The sequence below is a fragment of the Thiofilum sp. genome (genome assembly GCF_016711335.1).
In the GTDB taxonomy this organism is placed as follows: domain Bacteria; phylum Pseudomonadota; class Gammaproteobacteria; order Thiotrichales; family Thiotrichaceae; genus Thiofilum.
Genome location: NZ_JADJTF010000001.1, coordinates 923,599 through 937,105, shown reverse-complemented (window position 1 = coordinate 937,105; position 13,507 = coordinate 923,599). Strand labels below are relative to the sequence as shown.

12 protein-coding genes and 1 pseudogene are annotated in these 13,507 nt (G+C 45.7%); 4 read left to right on the top strand and 9 right to left on the bottom strand.

Going from position 1 to position 13,507, the window contains the following annotated elements:
* From IPL34_RS04465 to IPL34_RS04455, 3 genes are read right to left on the bottom strand one after another with little or no spacing between them, the layout of a single operon-like run.
* A complete protein-coding gene (locus tag IPL34_RS04465; protein WP_296838324.1) occupies positions 1-1,785 on the bottom strand; it encodes an AAA family ATPase in 1,785 nt (594 codons plus the stop codon).
* Positions 1,785-3,785: a restriction endonuclease subunit S gene (locus tag IPL34_RS04460; RefSeq protein WP_296838321.1), complete on the bottom strand. Its 2,001-nt coding sequence runs from the start codon at positions 3,783-3,785 to the stop codon at positions 1,785-1,787. The genes IPL34_RS04465 and IPL34_RS04460 overlap by 1 nt, the downstream gene beginning before the upstream one ends.
* Positions 3,785-5,338, bottom strand: a complete 1,554-nt coding sequence (locus IPL34_RS04455) for an N-6 DNA methylase (protein WP_296838318.1) — start codon at positions 5,336-5,338, stop codon at positions 3,785-3,787. The genes IPL34_RS04460 and IPL34_RS04455 overlap by 1 nt, the downstream gene beginning before the upstream one ends.
* A gap of 204 nt (positions 5,339-5,542) precedes the next feature.
* On the opposite strand from IPL34_RS04455, the gene IPL34_RS04450 reads away from it, so the two are divergent.
* Positions 5,543-6,253 (top strand): transposase, encoded by a 711-nt coding sequence (locus tag IPL34_RS04450; protein WP_296838314.1) that lies wholly within the window; start codon positions 5,543-5,545, stop codon positions 6,251-6,253.
* Positions 6,254-6,300: 47 nt separating this feature from the next.
* Positions 6,301-6,443, top strand: a pseudogene (locus IPL34_RS04445) (transposase); the annotation flags it as partial.
* Positions 6,444-6,676: 233 nt separating this feature from the next.
* Here the strand turns inward: IPL34_RS04445 and IPL34_RS04440 are convergent.
* From IPL34_RS04440 to IPL34_RS04415, 6 genes are all read right to left on the bottom strand, one after another.
* Complete coding sequence (locus IPL34_RS04440; protein WP_296838311.1) at positions 6,677-6,868, bottom strand: type I restriction-modification system subunit M N-terminal domain-containing protein; 192 nt, start codon at positions 6,866-6,868, stop codon at positions 6,677-6,679.
* 29 nt (positions 6,869-6,897) lie between these two features.
* The gene (locus tag IPL34_RS04435; RefSeq protein WP_296838308.1) at positions 6,898-7,293 is read right to left on the bottom strand and encodes a PIN domain-containing protein; all 396 of its coding nucleotides are present in this window, start codon (positions 7,291-7,293) and stop codon (positions 6,898-6,900) included.
* A complete protein-coding gene (locus tag IPL34_RS04430; protein ID WP_296838305.1) occupies positions 7,290-7,547 on the bottom strand; it encodes an AbrB/MazE/SpoVT family DNA-binding domain-containing protein in 258 nt (85 codons plus the stop codon). Before IPL34_RS04430 ends, IPL34_RS04435 begins: the two co-directional genes overlap by 4 nt.
* Positions 7,548-7,644: 97 nt before the next feature.
* On the bottom strand, positions 7,645-8,247 hold the full coding sequence (locus IPL34_RS04425; protein ID WP_296838302.1) for a DedA family protein: 603 nt from the start codon (positions 8,245-8,247) through the stop codon (positions 7,645-7,647).
* 12 nt (positions 8,248-8,259) lie between these two features.
* The gene (locus IPL34_RS04420; protein ID WP_296838299.1) at positions 8,260-9,672 is read right to left on the bottom strand and encodes a PhoH family protein; all 1,413 of its coding nucleotides are present in this window, start codon (positions 9,670-9,672) and stop codon (positions 8,260-8,262) included.
* Positions 9,673-9,683: 11 nt separating this feature from the next.
* A complete protein-coding gene (locus IPL34_RS04415) occupies positions 9,684-10,166 on the bottom strand; it encodes a peroxiredoxin (RefSeq protein WP_296838296.1) in 483 nt (160 codons plus the stop codon).
* Positions 10,167-10,355: 189 nt separating this feature from the next.
* Here IPL34_RS04415 and ppk1 point away from each other — a divergent pair, with 189 nt between their 5' ends.
* Both ppk1 and dapA read left to right on the top strand, forming a co-directional pair.
* Positions 10,356-12,479 carry a polyphosphate kinase 1 gene (gene ppk1, locus IPL34_RS04410; protein ID WP_296838293.1) on the top strand — a complete coding sequence of 708 codons (2,124 nt, stop codon included), beginning with the start codon at positions 10,356-10,358 and terminating at the stop codon, positions 12,477-12,479.
* 75 nt (positions 12,480-12,554) lie between these two features.
* Complete coding sequence (dapA, locus tag IPL34_RS04405) at positions 12,555-13,436, top strand: 4-hydroxy-tetrahydrodipicolinate synthase (protein WP_296838291.1); 882 nt, start codon at positions 12,555-12,557, stop codon at positions 13,434-13,436.
* Positions 13,437-13,507: the final 71 nt, after the last annotated feature.

Here is a 13,507-nt window from a genome sequence, read left to right as displayed (position 1 = left end):
TCAACCTTTTATTGCCAGTTCTTGGGCAATTTGTGAGAGCTGATCAATCCTTTCAGCCTTAACCAGTTTTTCAATAATCTGCTCAGCGAGTTTGTTTTGCTCCTGAATTTCATCCTTGGTCAGGGTTTCATTTAGTGGTTTTCGACGAACCTTATACATTTGTTCAATAAATAGCTGATACATTGGATCACGGTATTCACGTGAAAAACCAAGGTCTTCCAATCGAGTTACTAGATATTCCAGTTCTTGTTCTTCGCTAGGTTTTAAGCCTACTTCTCTGCGTTTAGCCAACAAATCATTACGGCGCTGTAGATCATCCATCGTTTGGGCATCAAGTGTGGATGGCAAACCAAAGATTTCGCTTTTCAGCAAGCCAGACACCCCCATTCCCTGCGGATGCTCATCAGGTTGCACTATTTCAGTTCCCTGACCATATTTACGCAGAATATGCACCTGTTCACGCTTGAGACCACCAATCATCAATGGATCGTGTGTGGTGATCAAGACTTGTGATTCACCTTTTATTATTGCATCAGGACGTGGTTTCATAACGCTCTCAATATCATTAAAATAGCGCAGTTTCCAGATTGGGTTGAGGTGAGTATCTGGCTCGTCTAGCAGGAATAAGCAGTCATCTTCATGGGTAATACGCATCAGCCCCAAGACTGTTAGCATTTGTAGTTCACCTTCAGAAAGTTGGGTGAAGCTGATTTTACCGCCGTGTTCGTCGCGTTTTTTGACGGTAATGCGGATTTCTTCGATCAGGTCACCAATATATGCACCTTCGGCATAGCGGAAAAAGCTACTGGGTGAGCCTATCAATTCACCTAGTTCACGTAGTTTGTCTTTGTCAGGGACAAACAGGTAAAGTTGTTTTTGTTTTTCATGCCTGCCACGAAAATCAATCAGTTTGGATTCTTCGTGTTGAATGGGGGCCCATGCGATTTGCCAAAGTTTATCCAGAAACTCGGATACCACATTGCCGCGTGCGTACCAGAAACGTGGGTCGCCTTGCTTGATGTCATCCTCTTCCAGACGGCGCAGGCGGTGTGGTTGTTTGAGCACGAACAAGGCAGATTCCAGTGACTCGATATTCAGGTTTTCGAGTATTTTCTGAAAAACGGGATCATTGGAAAGTAGGCAAGCCAATAACACCAGTTGGCTGTGTCCGTCACGGCAGTAAAACAGCCGCCGCAAGCGGTCATCACCAAACTGTTTTAACTGCTTGTTTTCTTCCTGCCTGCGCAAATCCGCCATCTTGCGGCGGTCAGCTTCGGTGTTGGAGAGGTTATTCAGGATATGTGCGGGCAATACTTCTTCGGCGGTGATTTCCTGACGACGGTTAAAGCGGCGTTGGTGCTCCTGAAAGAGGGTTTCCATCCGTTCGTTGCGTCCGGAATAGTAAGCGAAAATGTGGGCAGGTAATAAATCCCTGTTTTGCAGCAGATAGCCTTGTGACTCGCTTTTATCGTCCACCCAGACAAAGGGGCGCTTTTGCTTACTTATATTGGCTTTGAGTCTGACTTGCCGCTCACGAATCTGATATTCCAGTTCGTAATCGAAAGCTGCATCTCGATCGAGATCAACGTCACGAAAAATTGTGATCAGGGCTTCCATCAGGTTGGATTTGCCTGTGCCGTTCTGACCGATTAGCGCATAGCTACGGATGGGTTTTGGCTTCGCATCGGCTGGCTGCCTTGGTGAAGGTTCGTAATACTCGGCGAAGTTCACCGTTACATCACGCAGGTTTCGGAACTGTTTGAGCCACAGGCGTTGCAGTCGCATCAGTCGGCCTCCTTCTCCAGCATTTGCGCCCCCGTGGGTTCGGCAATCCAGCCGTGCATCACTTCGGTTTTAAGCTGGGCGTAGAAAGCGTCGACTTCCCCGCCGAAGCGCTGCCACAGGTCATTTGCGCCCATTTCGCCATTATGGCGGGCAAGCAGGCTTGCCAATGGGGCTTGCATATTATTGGGTGGTTGGGCTGTCCCCAAACGTACCGGGGCTTTTAATTCGGTTTTTGGGACTTTCATGGGTTCTTCCTGTTGTGGGGTGGAAATACCAGTCAGACTGGCAATAGCAGCCGTCGCCAATCGCTCAGCGGTCTTTTTCTTAGAACGAAGCTTTTCTTCCAATGTGTCACAGAAGATCATCATTTGTTGGATCTCATCCAGTATGCGTACTTGTTCTTCTCGTGGCGGCAGCAAGATTGGCAATGCCCTTAACCTATCTTGTGTGATATTCATCTGACTTGAAGCCATACCCGATTTCTTTTTTTCTAGAATTTGAGCTGTTTCACTTGATGACAAAGATAAGGCAACGAATCTTGCATCAATTAAATCATCGACTATACGAAAACGGATGATCTTGTCTGAAATCATTAGTCTAGGAGGAACTTTATCAACAACACAGCATATTCCGACTCTATTACTGGGACCAGCACGAGTAATCAAAATATCTCCAACCCTTGTCTCATATTGGGGTTTTGGTTTCAGGGAAACTGGTAATTGCTTATTTTCGTGGGAAATAAATTGCAACTTCTGCACTGCTGTTGTTTTCAATATCCCCCAATTATCATCATCATTTTTTGGTTTATCCATACACTTAGGACTCCAGCCTGAATCTATCATTGCCAATGCATCATCAAGCACTATTTGAGACCAGTGAGCAGGCACAAAAGACTCCCCTAAAACCTCACCGACCACAGGTTTTAGAGCTTTAATTTCACCTTTTTGGATACTATTTCTTTTTGCACTTTTTATCATTTCCAGTAGATCGGATACAGGCGTGTCTGATGAATCTAAGCAAGTTAATCTGCCACTGACACCTAAATCCATAACCAAGTTGCGAAGTTCTGCAACATCCTCCGCCTCAGCAAACAGATACGAGAAATGCCCCGCTAACCGCTTCCAGCTATCTTGCAACTCTTTCGGGCTTTCCGCATTGGCAACAGCTTGCAAGACAGACTGACGCCACTTGTTCTGTAATTTGCGTTTTTTCTGTTGTTGGGCTTCGAGCTTGTCGCAAAGCGCCATGAGTTCATCGACTTTGGCGACGATACGGGATTGTTCCTCAGTTGGAGGCAAGGGAAAAGGATAAGTAGCAAAAAACTCTGTAGGTAAGCGCTTCTGCCCCGCTGTTCCCGTCATATTTTTTTCGCCTTCGACTTTAAAATAAGGGGAACGAAGAAAAATATAAACATAATCAGGCAATACACCTTCGTGGATCAGACGAACCACATGTAACTCAGTAGTACCTGCACCTATTCCCCATTCGCTTTGCAAACCCCGAATAACAGCCGCTTTTCCATTCTCAAAACATGGGGTAATCTTTGCAACCACGATGTCATTATTAGCAAAATGGGTGTACCCTTTTTTAATTTCATCCCATCGTCTAATTTCACTAACTAATATTGCCTTATGCAACTCAGAAATACCGCTCATGGGTATGAAATCAGCTATTTTTTCTTCTTCATCGTCTAACTTATTTTTCGGGCTAATTTCACCAATATCTAACAAACGAGTCCACACCCAAGTCTTAGGAATACTGGCATTGCGAGCAACCAGCAATGGCTCTTTTTCCAGCTTGGGTATTCGCTTGTATTTGCCCTTCTTTATCAGCTTCTCTCGCTCCAACTCAATATCTTGTAGCAGACTCTCGGCATCTTCAACTTGTTGACTTAACAAGCCTGTCACAGCTAGCTGATAAATCATTTCCCGAAGGCGTTGTACACCGCCCGGTGCATTGGCGATGTGTCCGAACTCAGCCAAAAACTGTTTGGCATCCATCAGGCGGCTTCCTCTTCTACGAAGTGATGCGCCAGTGCTGCGGCTAATTCGCTTTTGAGGGTGTTTTCGGTTTCTTCGATTTCGCCGAGGAGTTTTTTGTATTTATCGAGCAATACGTCAGGGTCGTGGCTTTCTTCTTCCGGTGTGTTCGGGTTTTTCTGGTCAAGGTTGAAGATAGGCCAATAGATACGGTCGCCTGCCGCCTGCGCATCCCTCGCTTTCAGGCGTAAGGGTTCGGCTTTGACCCTGAGTTCTTCGATTTGGGTTCCTATTTGCTTGCGGTAGTCGGTATCGGTGCTGCCCACCAGACTCTTGCGCAAGTCTTTGGCTTCGTTTTCCAGCGCACTGGCCTGATTATTCAAATCTGCGGCTTTTTCCCAATGCGGTTTGGCTTCCGCCCATTTTTCGGCTTGCAGGGTTTTGAAGTCAAACTTCCACGCCAGTTCGGTTTCTTCGCGGTCGGCAAAGTCGTTGTCTTCCGTGCCCCACCATGCCTTTTCCGCGTCGAACTCTTCCAGCCGGATTGGCTTGGTTTTGGAATAGCTTTTGTAACCGGGCGGATATGGATGCTCATAAAACCAGATAGTGTCAGTGGCGAAACTTGCATCCTGATCGGCGTCATCGTCGGTTTCAGGCGTGCGCCGGGTAAAGAACAACAGGTTGGTTTTGATGGTGGTATAGGGCGCAAATACGCCTTTGGGCAAACGCACGATGGTATGCAGCTTGCACTCTTTCAGCAGCTTTTCTTTCAGCTTGCCCTTGATGCCATCACCAAACATGAAGCCATCCGGCAACACCACCGCAGCCCGCCCACCGTCATCTTTCAGCAGTTTTTTGACGATCAGCGCCATGAACATATCGGCAGTTTCACGGGTGCGCAGGTCAGCCGGATAAGTGCCGCCAACCGCATCCTCTTCATAGCCACCAAACGGCGGGTTAGTGACGATGCAATCCATCTTTTCCGCTTTGCTCCAGTCATTCCACGCGCGGGCAAGCGTATTGCGGTGCTCAATCTGGCTGGGCGCATCAATGCCATGCAACAGCAAATTGGTGGTGCACAGCAGATGCGGCAGCGGTTTCTTTTCAAAGCCGAAAATGAGTTCCTCAATCGCCTTTTTATCTTCTGTGCCGGATTTGTCGGTGATTTGATGGTTGAAATGGTCAATCGTTGCCGTCAAAAAGCCACCCGTACCGCACGCCGGATCAAGCACTTTTTCCCTCTTGTCCAGCCGTGGGTTGACCATCTGCACCATGAACTGGGTAATCGCCCTTGGCGTATAAAACTCACCCGCATTCCCCGCCCCGCGCAGGTCATTGAGTATTTGCTCGTACACATCACCCAGATTGGCACGGGTTCTGAAGTCGTGAAAGTCGATGGCCTCATCCAGCTTCTCGATCACTTCCTGCATCAACTGCCCGGATTTCATGTAGTTGTGGGATTCACTGAAAACCGTATGGATAACCTTCTCTTTTTTGCCAATATTGGGGTTTACACTCTGCAAGCCCGGAAACAGAGTATTGTTCACAAAGTCGATCAATTTATCGGCAGACATATTAGGCTGTTTTTTACCTTGTGTACCCTTAGTGGGTTCTGCCCAGTCACACCAGCGTAAGCCATCTGGAATCGGTGATATGTAATCTGTTTTCTCTGTACACGACAAAACCACTAACTTATTGATTTAGCATGTTTGTCATGGAGATGGTGAAAGTCCACCGCTCCTATGTTTTACTCTCTAGTTACCACACAGGAGAGCAAAATGGATCTGAGCGATGGACTACGTGACAGTTTAAAAGCCCACTTGAGTTGGGGCAAGCCCCGTTTGGATTGTTTTGTGGGAATGCTGCATACTTTGCTGAGTGCGCGACAAATGAATTTGGCGTTGTTGGCGGTACACATAGATTCTGACACCGACATTGGTTCCCGCTATCGACGGATGCAACGCTTTTTTAGCCAAGTGTTCTTTAATTACAATGACATTGCCCATTTTCTTATGGGAATGTTCGCCTTTAGTGGTCAACAATACTACCTCACACTCGACAGAACCAACTGGAAATGGGGCAAATCCAACCTCAATCTCCTGACTTTGGCGGTTGTTTACCAAGGTGCGGCTATCCCCGTTTACTGGATGGTGTTGAACAAACGCGGTAATTCTAACCAACGTGAACGTATTGCCCTGCTGCAACGATTTATCAGCCAATTCGGGCGCAACAACATCTTGGGTGTGTTGGCTGACCGTGAGTTTATTGGTGGTCAATGGTGGAAGTGGTTGTCTTCCAAAGAGATTCCCTACTTGATTCGTATCAAGGGTAATCAGTTGATGACCGACAAACACAAAAAGAGGCGCATGTCCGCTCGCTGTTTGCCAACCTCAAGCCGGGTAAACGGCGCGTTCTCCGTCACCGTCGCGACGTTAGCGGGGAATGGGTTTGGCTCAGTGGCTCAAAGCTGCCCAGTGGTGAGTTGTTGATTATCGCCAGCAACCACTACACGGCTGATCCCATTGGCACTTATCGGCTACGTTGGGAAATTGAAAACCTGTTCCAATGCTTGAAAGGGCGTGGTTTTCACATGGAAGCCACTCACTTCACCAAACCCCTCGCATCAAAAAGATGATGGCGTTGCTTGCCATTGGCTTCTGTTGGGCGCACAAAGTCGGCGAATGGAAGGAAAAAGCCGTCAAGCCTTTGAAGACGAAAAAACATGGACGCAAAGAGCAAAGTGTCTTCCGTTACGGCTTGGACTACTTGACCGATTTATTGAATGGAAGGGTACGGGAAAAAGTGGATAGGCTTAGGCTGCTGCTTCTGTTCCTTTGTCCACCACAATTCATGGCGATCGAGGATGGACGGATGAAACTCAGGCGATTTTCTTTTGAAAAAGATTCAATGAGTTAAGCGAATTGTCGTGTACAGAGATCTGTTTTATTATTTTTTGCGTATTTTTCCCAGTCTTGTTCCCGCTGGTCAAAAATTTTCAAGAACAGCATCCAAGTCAACTGACCGATACGTTGTGCATCGCCATCGACACCTGCATCCTTGCGCATGATGTCTTGAATGCTTTTGATGGTGCTGCTGAGGTTCATGTAATTTCCTTCATAAAATAGGCGCTTGACTATAGCTTAGTGAAATGAGGGGCTTTGGAGGCTTTTTTATCAAAGGTCAATGTAGTAGAGCAGCCTTTGCCGCGTGCTACTTGGGAGATGAGCAGGTCTGCTAAATCGTAGGTATTATTATGGGCGCTGCTAACAAAGTCGCGCACACTCACAGCGTCCTGAAACTCCAATGCCACCATAGAAAGCAATTCACTCAATGAATCTAATATGTCCTCTCGTGGTACTTCATAGATACTGTTGAGCACCCACATCATTTCTAGCACAACCACATGACTAACAAATAGTGGTTGCTTGGAGGCTTCAGCATCTGTCAATAGTCGGGTCGCTATTTGTGCCTGATTTTCGTCATCTTGCACTAGAAAGCGTACCAGTATATTGGTGTCAACTGCCTTCATAATGCGGTGTCCTTGATGTACTGGGCAACAGCTTCATTCATCTCCTCAATGGAGACAGGATGAGGTTTTTTGTACTTACTCAGTAAGCCTGCAACCTCAGCAGCCTTGCGAGTAAAAGGTTTAAGTACAACCTCACCCCGCTCAGTAAGGACAAATTCAACCTTGTCACCCGTCATCAAATTTAGATTATCCCTGACACTTTTGGGAATGGTAACTTGCCCTTTTTGTGTCACAGTTGATATACAGGCATTCATAGTACTGACCTCCGGTATTACTTTAAGCAGTTATTATTACTTAAGGTAATACTTTTTACAAAGAGTAGAGGTACTCGTATGAATTGGCTATAAATCCCTATACCGAGCGGCGTTTCTGCTTGAGGTAATAAGTCAAAATCAGTACCGCCACACACGCCAGAGTGATTAGGGTGACTAAAGTGAGGTTTTCTTTAATTAACTGCTCATTATTGCCAATGAAATAACCCAATATGGCTAAAATCACCACCCAAATTCCCGCGCCTAAACTGGTGTATAGGCTAAATACCTTTAAATCCATGCGGGCTAAGCCTGCGGGTAGGGAAATATATTGCCGTACTACCGGAATCAAACGTCCAGTAAAGGTGGAAATAGCCCCATGCTTGCTGAAAAAGGTATCCATGCGATTAAGTGTTTCTGGCTTTAGCAATACGTATTTACCGTATTTCACTAAAAAAGATCTACCTAATGTCATAGCTAGATAATAGTTAATCAGCGCCCCTACTAAGCTTCCAGCTATACCAGAGGCAATAACGCCTACTAAATTCATTTTGCCCTGTGCGGCTAAGTATCCGGCTGGAATAATCGCCACTTCACTAGGGAAGGGAAAAAAACTAGATTCTAGGGTCATCATCACAAAAATACCGAAGTAACCCCATTCGTGTACGGTATTCACAATCCAATTAATAATGTCGTGCAACATGCCAAGTACTCATTATAAGTGATCAGAAGCAAAATCAGCTAAACGTGAGCGTTCACCGCGCTGTAGGGTAATGTGGCCGCTATAGTCCCAGCTTTTAAATTTATCCACCACATAAGTTAAACCAGAGGAAGTTTCAGTCAAATACGGGGTATCAATCTGGCCAATATTGCCTAAGCACACTACCTTAGTCCCCGGTCCTGCACGCGTGATGAGGGTTTTCATTTGTTTAGAGGTGAGGTTTTGCGCCTCATCTAAAATCAAATAGCGATTGAGGAAAGTACGTCCACGCATGAAATTTAATGACTTAATCTTAATTTTGCTCATTAAAAATTCATCGGTAGATTGACGCGCCCATTTACTCCCTGCGGTGGGTTGAGTGAGTACCTCAAGATTGTCCATGAGTGCACCCATCCAAGGGGCCATTTTTTCCTCTTCTGTACCGGGTAAGAAACCAATATCTTCACCTACGGGAACCGTGACACGGGTCATAATGATTTCTTTATAAAGCTGCTCATCTAAGGTTTGCGCTAAACCCGCCGCTAGGGTGAGCAACGTTTTACCTGTACCTGCCGCTCCTAATAAGGTCACTAAATCAATATCAGGATCCATGAGTAAGTTAAGGGCAAAGTTTTGTTGGCGATTGCGGGCATTAATGCCCCATACTGCGCGGCGCTTTTCGGTATAGTCTTGAATGGTTTCAATAATCACATGATCAGCAAAACGTTGGCGTATGATGGCTTGTATCCCGCCTTCCTCATCCTGAAAGATAAACTCGCCCGGATACCACGTTTGGGTGAGGGGACCAGTGAGCTTATAAAAAGTACGCCCCTGTTGTTGCCATGACTGCATAGATTTGCTGTGTTCAGACCAAAAATCAGCAGGTAGCAGGTGGTAACCTAACGGCAATAAGTCCGCGTCTTCGAGTACTTGATCATTCAGATAATCTTCTGCGGTCAAACCTACAATAGTGGCTTTAATGCGTAGATTAATATCTTTAGAGACTAAAATGATCTCTCGCTCGGTGTACAAGCGCTGTAGTTGTAAGGCAACCTCTAGAATGGTGTTATCAGGTGAATTACCGGGCAGTAGTGCTGGTAGATCAGTGGTTAAAGGTTTAGTTTGGAAGTACAGTCTACCGCTGGGGGCTTTGCTAGTTTTATCTAAACCTAGCATACCCGCTTGTAGGGGAATGCCTTGCTCCAGATCAGTATGTCCCGCAGCTTGCAAGAGTTCATCTAAAAAGCGACTCACTTGACGCACATTACGGGCGACATCCGAGACACCTTTTTTACCCCGATCTAGCTCTTCTAGCACAACCATGGGTAGGAAAATATCATGCTCTTGGAAGCGAAACAGCGCGGTTGCATCGTGCATCAATACATTGGTATCGAGTACAAAGAGGCGGGTAGTTTGAGTTTGAGTCATAAGTGTGGCTATTATTCGTTTTTAGTAAGCGTGGGCAGGGATTGTACAGCTATGAGTACTTCCTCAACATGATTCGGTACTCGTACTTTACGCCATTCGCGGCGCAAAATACCCGCCGCATCAATGAGAAAAGTACTGCGTTCAATGCCTAGATGTTGTTTGCCATATAAGGTTTTTAATTTAATCACATCAAAAGTGCGGCACAGTATCTCATCTGGATCAGTAATTAATTCAAAAGGTAATTGGTGTTTAGCTTTAAAGTTTTCATGCGAGCGTAAGCTATCACGCGAAACCCCTACAATAATAGTATTGAGCGCCTGAAATTGGGGATAAAAATCCCGAAACTGTTGACCTTGGGTAGTACAGCCCGGCGTATTGTCTTTAGGGTAAAAATAAATCACTACATTGTGACCACGATACGTTGCTAAGTTAAAAGCTTGCTCGGAGGTGCTAAGAGCGCTGAAGTCAGCAATAGGTTGGTTCAGTTCAAGCATAGTTGCGGGCTTAGGTTGGGCTTAATAAAGTTAGAGCTAGAATGATCAGCTTAGAACAAGAAGGCAAGTAAATCTTTATCGGCGTGGGGCTTTGCTTATTAGGACGCAGGGTTTGTCACAGGATTGTCATATTTTAAGTCTAAGCTCCCCAGATCATAGAATGTCCACATCAGTTTAATAGGGGTAGTTATGCCAGAGTCACCATTAAATAAGCCAGATTATTTCCTAAATCGTGAACTGAGTGTGCTGGCGTTCAATGCACGGGTGTTAGAGTTAGCCCAAGATCAGTCACTACCTGTTCTAGAGCGCTTAAAATATTTATGTATTTCTAGTGCTAACTTAGATGAATTTTTTGAGGTACGAGTCGGGAGTATTCGAGAGCAGCAAAACTTAGGTGTGCCCCTGAAAACCTCAGATGATCTCTCCGCAGTACAACTATTAGCGGCGATAAGTGAGCGAGCACATCAGCTAGTTGAGTGTCAGTATCAGGTGTTAAATGATGCCATCATTCCGGCTTTGGCGGAGCAGGGGATTCATTTTGTGCGGCGTGGTGAATGGACAGAAGCTCAATTAGAGTGGTTGTCTAATTATTTTGATCAGGAATTACGTTTATTATTAAGCCCCTTAAGCCTTGATCCTTCGCATCCTTTCCCGAATGTAATCAATAAAAGTTTAAATTTTGTGGTGAATTTATCGGGTGTAAATGCCTTTGGGCGTGAAGTCGATATGGCGATTGTGCAGGCTCCCCGTACTTTGCCACGCATTATTCGCCTGCCAGCCGATATAGCGCCGAGTGCCGATAGCTTTGTATTTTTATCATCCATCTTACATGCCTTTATAGCGCGTTTGTTTCCGGGCTTAGAAGTCTTGGGTTGTCATCAATTCCGCTTGACACGTAATAGTAATATGTATGTGGATGAGGAAGAGATCGACGATTTATTAAAAGCGATGCAGGGCGAACTGCCCCACCGTAATTATGGTTCAGCAGTACGCTTAGAGGTGGCGGAGTCTTGCCCTGATAGCAATATTGAATTTTTACTGGAGCAATTCCATCTTACTCGAGCAGAGCTTTATCAAGTTAATGGTCCGGTCAATTTGCATCGTTTAATGACCCTCTATGATTTTATTGCTCGACCTGAACTGCATTATCCTGCTTTTGCACCCGGCTCATTAGAGCGAGCAGGCACTAAGATTGATCTATTTGAGCGTATTAGTGAGCGCGATATTCTCATTCATCAACCCTACCAAGCTTTTACACCAGTGATAGATTTTTTGTCACAAGCAGCGGTTGACCCTACGGTATTGGCAATTAAGTTGACCTTATATCGCACAGGTAAGAAATCGGTATTAGTCGACCAACTCATTAAAGCCGCACGTTTAGGTAAAGATGTCACAGCAGTGGTGGAGTTACGAGCACGCTTTGATGAGGAGGCTAATATTGATTTGACTAATCAATTACAACAAGCCGGTGTGCATGTCGTCTATGGCGTAGTGGGCTATAAAACGCATGCTAAGATTTGTATGGTAGTGAGGCGTGAACAGGGTAAGTTGCGCCAATACGTGCATATGTCTACGGGTAACTATCACGCAGGCACGGCTAAAGCTTATACCGATTTTGCCTTGTTTACTTGCAATCCAGATATAGGTGAGGACGTGCATAAGGTTTTCCACCTATTGACAGGCTTAGGGCGGATGAAGGGCTTAAAGTGTTTATTGGATTCACCATTTCGTTTGCATAACAGTATCTTAAATAAAATTGAGCGTGAAATTACCCATGCTAAAGCCGGAAAAAAAGCGCTCATTATGGCGCGTATGAATGCCTTAATTGAGCCACAAGTGATTGAAGCCTTATATCGAGCCTCCAATGCTGGGGTGAAAATTGAGCTAATCGTGCGTGGGATTTGCTGTTTGCGCCCGGGGATTATTGGTGTATCGGATAATATTCGGGTGCGTTCGGTAATGGGGCGGTTTTTAGAGCATCCACGGGTATTTTATTTCTACAATGACAATCAAGAAGAATTGTATTGTTCCAGTGCGGATTGGATGCCACGTAATTTCTTTAGGCGGGTGGAGATTGCCTTTCCTATTCTAGATCCTGAATTACGGGCGCGGGTGCGCCATGAAGCATTTGAGATTTATCTGCAAGACAATACCTATGCATGGTTATTGGATGCGACAGGACACTACGAGCGCTTACAGCCAGCAGAATGGGAGTTGCCTTTATCAGCACAACAAGTGTTGATGGATACTTTAGGTGAGGAGGGTCAGCGTCAAGCACGTCTCATGGGTGTACAGTCATCGAGTATGCATTAGCGAGTATCTTGCTTGTCTTATCCAGTCTCGATCAAGTAGTATGACTTGCAGCATATTATTGATTGGAGGGATTGCATGTTTCGCGGCAGTATGGTGGCAATGATCACCCCAATGACCTCAACAGGTGAGGTAGATGAGGCAGCATTAGAGCGTTTAGTAGCATTTCATATTGAAAATGGTACTGATGCTATTGTGGCAGTAGGTACTACGGGCGAGTCTGCGACTTTATCGCCTGCTGAGCATATCCACGTCGTGAAACGTGTTGTCACTTTAGCTAAAGGTAAAATCCCAGTGATTGCGGGTACTGGCTCTAATAGTACCCAAGAAGCCATTGCTTTAACTAGGGAAGCTTTAGAGGTAGGGGCAGATGCGTGTTTATTAGTAACTCCTTATTACAATAAGCCTACTCAGGAAGGTTTATATCGCCATTTCAAAGCGATTGCTGAGTCAGTCGCTATTCCGCAGATTCTTTATAATGTCCCCGGACGCACCGTATGCGACTTATTACCTGAAACGGTAGAGCGTTTAGCCCCCATTGCTAATATCGTAGGCATTAAAGAAGCCACCGGAAATTTGGAGCGTGCTAAAGACATTATGCAGCGTTGTGGCGATCAACTGGAGGTCTATTCCGGCGATGATGCCACGGCGATGGAGCTGATTTTATTAGGTGGCAAAGGCAATATTTCGGTGACAGCCAATGTCACACCTGCACTGATGCACCAAATGTGTAGTGCGGCTTTATCGGGTAATCGTGCTGAAGCGGAACGTCTGGATGCCCTAATGCGTGCACTCCATTCTACACTCTTTGTGGAAGCGAATCCGATTCCGGTGAAATGGGCGTTAGCTCAAATGGGCTATGGTCATGAAGAAGGAATCCGCTTGCCGCTCACACCGCTGTCGACCCAGCATCATGAAACTGTACGCCAAGCGATGCGGATGGCACAGGTACAGTTTTGAATCTGATTTAAGAGATACAACGAATTATGAAGTTCAAGCCCCAGACCTTATCTATTAAGTTAGGTGTAATT

What these genes read in the sequence shown, in the direction of transcription:
- dapA (WP_296838291.1), top strand. Translation starts at nt 12,555, where the DNA reads ATGTTTCGCGGCAGTATGGTGGCAATGATCACCCCAATGACCTCAACA.
- IPL34_RS04430 (WP_296838305.1), bottom strand. Translation starts at nt 7,547, where the DNA reads ATGAATGCCTGTATATCAACTGTGACACAAAAAGGGCAAGTTACCATT.
- IPL34_RS04460 (WP_296838321.1), bottom strand. Translation starts at nt 3,785, where the DNA reads ATGGATGCCAAACAGTTTTTGGCTGAGTTCGGACACATCGCCAATGCA.
- ppk1 (WP_296838293.1), top strand. Translation starts at nt 10,356, where the DNA reads ATGCCAGAGTCACCATTAAATAAGCCAGATTATTTCCTAAATCGTGAA.
- IPL34_RS04435 (WP_296838308.1), bottom strand. Translation starts at nt 7,293, where the DNA reads ATGAAGGCAGTTGACACCAATATACTGGTACGCTTTCTAGTGCAAGAT.
- IPL34_RS04440 (WP_296838311.1), bottom strand. Translation starts at nt 6,868, where the DNA reads ATGAACCTCAGCAGCACCATCAAAAGCATTCAAGACATCATGCGCAAG.
- IPL34_RS04420 (WP_296838299.1), bottom strand. Translation starts at nt 9,672, where the DNA reads ATGACTCAAACTCAAACTACCCGCCTCTTTGTACTCGATACCAATGTA.
- IPL34_RS04465 (WP_296838324.1), bottom strand. Translation starts at nt 1,785, where the DNA reads ATGCGACTGCAACGCCTGTGGCTCAAACAGTTCCGAAACCTGCGTGAT.
- IPL34_RS04450 (WP_296838314.1), top strand. Translation starts at nt 5,543, where the DNA reads ATGGATCTGAGCGATGGACTACGTGACAGTTTAAAAGCCCACTTGAGT.
- IPL34_RS04415 (WP_296838296.1), bottom strand. Translation starts at nt 10,166, where the DNA reads ATGCTTGAACTGAACCAACCTATTGCTGACTTCAGCGCTCTTAGCACC.
- IPL34_RS04455 (WP_296838318.1), bottom strand. Translation starts at nt 5,338, where the DNA reads ATGTCTGCCGATAAATTGATCGACTTTGTGAACAATACTCTGTTTCCG.
- IPL34_RS04425 (WP_296838302.1), bottom strand. Translation starts at nt 8,247, where the DNA reads ATGTTGCACGACATTATTAATTGGATTGTGAATACCGTACACGAATGG.